Annotated in this window: 8 protein-coding genes and 2 tRNA genes; 8 read left to right on the top strand and 2 right to left on the bottom strand. The window is 66.1% G+C overall.

The features are described from left to right. The coding region (locus ELR45_RS37310; RefSeq protein ID WP_205856289.1) for a hypothetical protein at positions 1-232 on the top strand (232 nt) is incomplete at its 5' end. A 1-nt stretch (position 233) separates the two neighbouring features. Here the strand turns inward: ELR45_RS37310 and ELR45_RS09385 are convergent. Continuing rightward, the gene (locus ELR45_RS09385; protein ID WP_129665394.1) at positions 234-749 is read right to left on the bottom strand and encodes a hypothetical protein; all 516 of its coding nucleotides are present in this window, start codon (positions 747-749) and stop codon (positions 234-236) included. A gap of 420 nt (positions 750-1,169) precedes the next feature. On the opposite strand from ELR45_RS09385, the gene ELR45_RS09380 reads away from it, so the two are divergent. The 7 genes from ELR45_RS09380 (at position 1,170) to ELR45_RS09350 (ending at position 4,942) form a co-directional block, all read left to right on the top strand. Then, positions 1,170-1,242: transfer RNA gene (locus tag ELR45_RS09380), tRNA-Thr, on the top strand. A gap of 31 nt (positions 1,243-1,273) precedes the next feature. Further along, a tRNA-Met gene (locus tag ELR45_RS09375) sits at positions 1,274-1,347 on the top strand. Between the two features lie 164 nt (positions 1,348-1,511). Further along, positions 1,512-1,682 carry a 50S ribosomal protein L33 gene (gene rpmG / locus ELR45_RS09370; RefSeq protein WP_129665392.1) on the top strand — a complete coding sequence of 57 codons (171 nt, stop codon included), beginning with the start codon at positions 1,512-1,514 and terminating at the stop codon, positions 1,680-1,682. A 73-nt stretch (positions 1,683-1,755) separates the two neighbouring features. Beyond that, complete coding sequence (locus ELR45_RS09365) at positions 1,756-2,205, top strand: MaoC family dehydratase N-terminal domain-containing protein (RefSeq protein ID WP_129665390.1); 450 nt, start codon at positions 1,756-1,758, stop codon at positions 2,203-2,205. Next, a complete protein-coding gene (locus ELR45_RS42040; RefSeq protein WP_129665388.1) occupies positions 2,198-2,614 on the top strand; it encodes a MaoC family dehydratase in 417 nt (138 codons plus the stop codon). Before ELR45_RS09365 ends, ELR45_RS42040 begins: the two co-directional genes overlap by 8 nt. After that, positions 2,611-3,732, top strand: a complete 1,122-nt coding sequence (locus ELR45_RS09355; RefSeq protein ID WP_129665386.1) for a UDP-N-acetylmuramate dehydrogenase — start codon at positions 2,611-2,613, stop codon at positions 3,730-3,732. The genes ELR45_RS42040 and ELR45_RS09355 overlap by 4 nt, the downstream gene beginning before the upstream one ends. A 112-nt stretch (positions 3,733-3,844) precedes the next feature. Continuing rightward, positions 3,845-4,942 (top strand): PIG-L family deacetylase, encoded by a 1,098-nt coding sequence (locus ELR45_RS09350; RefSeq protein WP_129665384.1) that lies wholly within the window; start codon positions 3,845-3,847, stop codon positions 4,940-4,942. On the opposite strand, the gene ELR45_RS09345 is transcribed toward ELR45_RS09350, so the two are convergent. Next, entirely contained in the window at positions 4,927-5,958 is a 1,032-nt protein-coding gene (locus ELR45_RS09345; protein WP_420813864.1) for an adenosine deaminase, read from the bottom strand. The genes ELR45_RS09350 and ELR45_RS09345 overlap by 16 nt on opposite strands. Positions 5,959-5,989: the final 31 nt, after the last annotated feature.

Raw genomic sequence — 5,989 nt, 5'->3', positions numbered from 1 at the left:
CAGGTCTCTGACCGGGGCGTTCTCCAGACACGGAGAGCGCCCCGGTCTTCTGTCTGAGCCCGGTGGGTTTCGTGTGGCGGCCGTGACTGTGATGGCCACGTCGACGGCGCTGGTGCGGATATGGCTGTCGAACGGCAACCAGGGCATCAGCTGGTCAGCGGATGCCCTGGTGTGGTCCAACGGTTCGCAGCGGCGAACCGGCTCGGTTCTGCGGATGCCGTGCCTGCGGTGATCTAGGCCTGGGACAGCGTGTCGAGTGCCTGCTGGCAGGCGTCGTCGATCTCCTCTTGGCTATCCGGCGTCGACTGGCAGTTGATCGTGTACTGCTGATCGCCGTCGAACAGCGAAACGATCCTGCTGGTGCCGTCCGGGGGTGTGTCGACGGATACCTCGTACTCGAGCGACGTGTAGCCGCCGTACTCGCTCTCTTGGCCTGGCTCGCTCTCCGGATCGATCTGCTGGTACAGCTGGTCCATCTCACCCTTGGCGAGATCGATGTTGCTGTCGTCGATGGCGAGGTTGAGCGTGGTCCGGCTCAAGATCAGCATGTTCTCCTCGTCGAGTGCGACCGCGCGGCTGTCCTCTAGGCTGCCACCGGCCTCGACGGAGAAGTTGACGTCGTCGGTGACCTCGAAGTCCGCGGGGTACTCGAACGTAAAGGGGTAGGCGTCGTCGTCGAAGGTCTGCGGGCCGTCCCCGTCATCATCTCCACCGCAGGCGGCGACCGCCATGGCTGTCAGTAGCGTCATGGGCAAGATTGCCCGGGCTTTCATACGTGGTTTCATAGTTCCTCCTTTTGTGCCCACGGCAACGTACCATCGTAGGTATAGATCAGCCTGCATAAGTTAGCTGGTGTTTGGTCTGCGTATGCCCGTGTTTGGTCTCTTCTTCGGTCCCTGCAGGTACTGCTCGGCAATCGACGATGTGGAAGATCGGGTCGTATGATGAAGGTCACATATGGGTGGTCCGCAACGTGCTTGCCGAGTCGGCAGATGCGCTGGTGAACTGGCCGTAGGCGTTCCGGGGCATGCTTTCACCACGTCATGGTTCACAGTGTGCGGGGAAGAGGTGCCGACGCGGATGTTCGTCGTACGGCCACCTCGCGCGCTGGATCTGCGAACGGATTCGCGCGGACACGGTTCGGTTGTGTACTCTCATTTGGCGCGCCCGCCCCAATAGCTCAGTCGGCAGAGCGTCTCCATGGTAAGGAGAAGGTCTACGGTTCGATTCCGTATTGGGGCTCTAGAATCCATGCCCATGGCAGGGGTTCCTCGGCGGGGTAGCTCAGGTGGTTAGAGCAAACGGCTCATAATCGTTGTGTCGCGGGTTCGAGTCCCGCCCCCGCTACGCACGAGCGTCTGCCCGACCATCGCCGGCGCCACCCGTCCGGTGGTCATACGAGCGCTCTGCACGTGAGCCGACGTCGCCGCCTACCCACGTCGATTGGGGAACTTGGGGCGAAGTCGGCTACCCTAACTAGGTTCGTAGCCCCGTATCCAGGAGAGGCACCCGTGGCCGCCAAGAGCGCTGACATCCGTCCCAAGATCACCATGGCATGCACGGAGTGCAAGGAGCGCAACTACATCACGAAGAAGAACCGGCGTAACGACCCCGACCGGCTCGAGTTCAAGAAGTACTGCCCGCGCTGCCGCACTCACACCCCACACCGCGAGACGCGCTGACGTGTCGTCCACTCGCCACCGAGCACCTCAGCCCGGGTCGGCGACCGGTGTGGCACGCCGGTAACGTCGAATCATGGCCATCGATGCTTCCGCCGTCGGGCGTGTGTACCCGCCACAGCCTTATGAAGTGAGCCGCGAGAAAGTACGTGAGTTCGCCGAGGCGATCGGTGACATGAACCCTGTGTACGTCGACGTCGAGGCGGCGCGTCAGCACAGTCATGACGAAGTGGTCGCTCCGCCGACATTCGTGATGATCCCGGTGATGCGTGGCTTCGACATCCTTATGGAGGATCTGGGCATCGAGTTCGCGCGTGTGGTGCACGTGGATCAGCGATTCACTTACAGCAGGCCGTTGATCGTGGGCGACCGGCTGGAGACCACGACGACGCTCGATGCGATCAGACAGGTGGCCGGCAACGACCTCCTCACCATCCGGAACGACGTCCGTGCTGCTGAAAGCGAGCACGTGTGCACGGCGCAGGCCACGCTGTTGATCCGGCCTGAGGAGAACGGCGATGTCTGATCTCGCGGTCGGGCAGGTCGTCGCGGATCAGGAGTACCTGATCACGCGCGAGAATCTGGTCCGTTACGCCGGTGCCTCGGGTGATTTCAACCCCATCCATTGGAACGACCGGGTCGCCAAGTCCGTCGGTCTCCCCGGCGTGCTGGCGCACGGCATGCTCACCATGGCGCTGGCCGGACGGCTGCTGACCGATTGGGTCGGTGACCCCGCCGCTGTGGTCGAGTACAGCGTGCGCTTCTCACGCCCGGTCGTCGTTCCCGACGACGATCACGGCGTAGCCGTGCACGTGGCGGCCACGGTGACGGATGTGCGTCCTGATGGTCTGGTTGCGGTCGAGCTCGCGGTCAAGGTCGACGAACAGAAGGTGCTGACCCAGGCGCGGGCGCTGGCCCGCCCACCGCAGCGATGAAGGAGCCGGCGGACGTCTCGCTCGCCGATCTCACGACGCTGCGCCTCGGCGGGCCGGCCAAGCACCTCGTGGAGGCTGAGACCGAGGGCGAGCTGATCGACGTCGTGCGGGAGTGCGACGCGCGTGGCGAGCCGGTGCTGGTGGTCGGTGGAGGTTCCAACCTGGTCGTCGCCGACGAAGGGTTCGACGGCACCGTCGTCCGGATTGCGACCCGTGGGGTCGAGGTCGACGTGTCCGCCTCGTGCGAGTCGGACGACATCGCGGCATGCGGGGGGATCCTGGTCACCGCTGCCGCGGGCGAGCCTTGGGATGAGCTGGTGGCGCGCGCCGTCGGGCAGGAGTGGGTCGGCATCGAGGCGCTGTCCGGCATACCCGGGGCGGTCGGGGCGACGCCGATGCAGAATGTCGGGGCATACGGCCAAGAGGTCGCTCAGACGATCTGGACAGTCCGGACCTATGACCGTGTCGAACAACGCGTCCGCACCTTCGCCAATGCGGAATGTGGCTTCGAATACCGGAACAGCCGCTTCAAGGGATCCGATCGCTACCTCATACTGTCCGTCAGCTACCAGCTGCGGCAGGGTGGCTTGGGGGCTCCGGTCTTGTATGCCGAGCTCGCTCGGAGGCTCGGTGTCGAACGCGGTGAACGGGCACCGCTCAGCGACGTCCGGGCCGCCGTACTTGACCTGCGACGAGGCAAGGGAATGGTGCTCGATCCGGAGGACCACGACACGTGGAGCGCTGGCTCGTTCTTCACCAACCCCGTTCTGAGCGCTGATGCCGCCGGGCGGCTGCCGGAGGATGCACCGCGCTGGCCGCAGCCGGACGGACGCGTGAAGATGAGCGCCGCGTGGCTCATCGAACGATCGGGCTTCGGGCGTGGCTACCCAGCGGCATCCGAACCGCAGAACGAGTCGGGGCGGGGCCCAGGCTCAGGAGGCGTACGGGCCGGCGCCTGCGTGTCACTGTCGACCAAGCACACGCTCGCGCTGACCAACCGGGGCGGTGGGTCCACATCTGAGCTGCTGGCCCTTGCTCGCCACGTCCGCGACGGCGTACACGACGTGTTCGGCGTGGATCTGGTCAACGAGCCGGTGCTCGTCGGCTGTTCTCTGTGACGGCGACGCCGACAATCTCACGTGTGCCGCGTACAACGTGGCGTCTTGGGCACGGCTATGGCAGTATAGGCGCCGTGATCGAGACGCAGAGCATCCATGTCGCCATTCCGGCGTGCTCTGTGCCGTCCTGCTGTTGTTGTCGCTGACTCCCCTCGAGTTCGAGTCCCGACCAACCCGGGCCCTGTCGGGCCCCAGTCTCTTTCAGCAGGCCTTGATGATTCAGCAGTTCTCGTTCGACGACCCGGCTCTGGCCGGTTCCTCGCCGGCATCGTCGTTCAATGCCGGCAACGCCTACCTGGGTGACCGCTCTAACGGGGCGGGTTCGCTTCGCGGCCGGACCGTGGTGGTGATGCACGCTCACCCCGACGATGAAGCGATCTTCACCGGAGTCACCGTGCGACGCCTGGCGGATCGCGGCGCACGCGTGGTGCTCGTGACGGCGACCCTTGGTGACCTCGGGGCGTCGCTCGCCCCGCTGGCTCCCGGCGAGACGCTCGCCCGGCGCCGGACCGCCGAGCTGGAGCGGGCATCGGAGCTGCTGGGTGTCTCCCGCCTCGTCCTCCTGGGCAAACGGGATTCCGGCCTTCCGGGTGCCGCGGACAACGTTCATCCGGCCGCGTTGGCAGCGGCGGACCCCAGCACGCTCGCCAGTGGCGTGGCCAAGGTTGTCGAGCAGGAGAGCGCGGACGCGATCGTTCACGACGACACATCCGGCATCTACGGACACCCGGACCATGTCGCGGTGAACCGGATCGGCGCCCTGACGGCCCGGCTGACTGGCGTCACGTCATACGAGACCACCGTCGACCGGGACCATCTCCACGACGCCCGGCCGCACCTGATCCATGCCGCCGCCCGTGCGACTGCGCTTCCGTACGGGATACCCGCGGATCAGGTCGAGCTCAAAGTCACCGCCACTGGGGAGGAACTGGACGTCAAACGGGCCGCTATCGGCGCCCACTCCAGTCAGATCAAGCCGGACGACCTTAGCCATGCTGCGTTCGACGACGCGTACGGCTTCGAGTGGTACCTGCGCTCCGGAGCACCCGGCGTTCTCGACCTCCTCGGGGGAGCCGGCAGCCATCGTGGCCCCGGCGGGTGCATGAGCGGACCTGCCTCCGTTGAACGACCTGATCGCATGCCAGGGAGTAGAGAACATCGCGATGAGCAGCCCGGTGGTGGACACCGTCGGTGTCACATCGCCGGTTGAGCCAGCCAGGTCCCGACGTCCTCCAGAAGCTGCTTGCGGACGTCGGACGGCGCGGCGGTGCTCTCGATGGATGAGCGCGCCAGCGCGGCGAGCTCGACATCGCTGAACCCGTGGACGTCCCTGGCCGCCTGGTACTGGTCGAGTAGACGCGAGCCGAAGAGCAGCGGGTCATCCGCGCCGAGGGCGAGCAGAGCGCCCGCATCGAATACCTTCCGCAGCGGCACCTCGGACTGGTGCTGGTAGACGCCCAGGGAGATGTTCGAGGCCGGGCACACCTCCAAGGTCACGTTCTGCTCGACGACGCGGTCCAGCAGGGCAGGATCCTCCGCGACCCGGATGCCGTGCCCCAGCCGAGCGGCGCCGAGGGCATCGAGGCAGGTACGGATGTGGTCCGGTCCACGTAGTTCGCCTCCATGCGGCACCGAGAGTAGTCCAGCGCGAGCGGCGATCTTGAAGGCCGGCGCGAACTCCTCGGTGAAGCCGCGCCGCTCGTCGTTGGAGAGGCCGAATCCGACCACCCCCCTGCCCGCGTACTGACGTGCGAGCCGGGCGAGCGTCCGGGCATCGAGCGGATGCCGGGTCCGGTTGGCGGCGATCACGACCGCGATCCCGACGCCCGTCGCCTCGGATGCTGACCGGGCCGCGTCCAGCACCAGGTCGGTGAAGGCCGTGATGCCACCGAACAGAGCGCCGTATCCCGACGGATCGACCTGGATCTCGAGCCATCTCGAGCCCTCTGTGGCGTCGTCCTGGGCGGATTCGAGCAGTAGCCGCCGGACGTCGGCCTCGGTGCGCAGCACCGAGCGCGCGAGATCGTAGAGCCGCTGGAACCGGAACCAGCCCTTCTCATCCGCGGCGGAGAGCTGGGGCGGCCACTGATCTCGCAGCGCGTCGGGCAGCCGGATACCGTGCCGGTCAGCCAGCTCGACCAGAGTCGAGTGCCGCATCGAGCCGGTGAAATGCAGGTGGAGGTGTGCCTTGGGGAGCAGCCGAAGATCACGATGTGCCACAGACATACTCTGCCCCGTCATCTCATCGCCGCGCGAC

This window comes from Phytoactinopolyspora endophytica (assembly GCF_004138495.1).
Classification (GTDB): domain Bacteria; phylum Actinomycetota; class Actinomycetes; order Jiangellales; family Jiangellaceae; genus Phytoactinopolyspora; species Phytoactinopolyspora endophytica.
The sequence above is the reverse complement of the archived record's forward strand: the minus strand, read 5'-3'. Positions and strand labels throughout refer to the sequence as shown.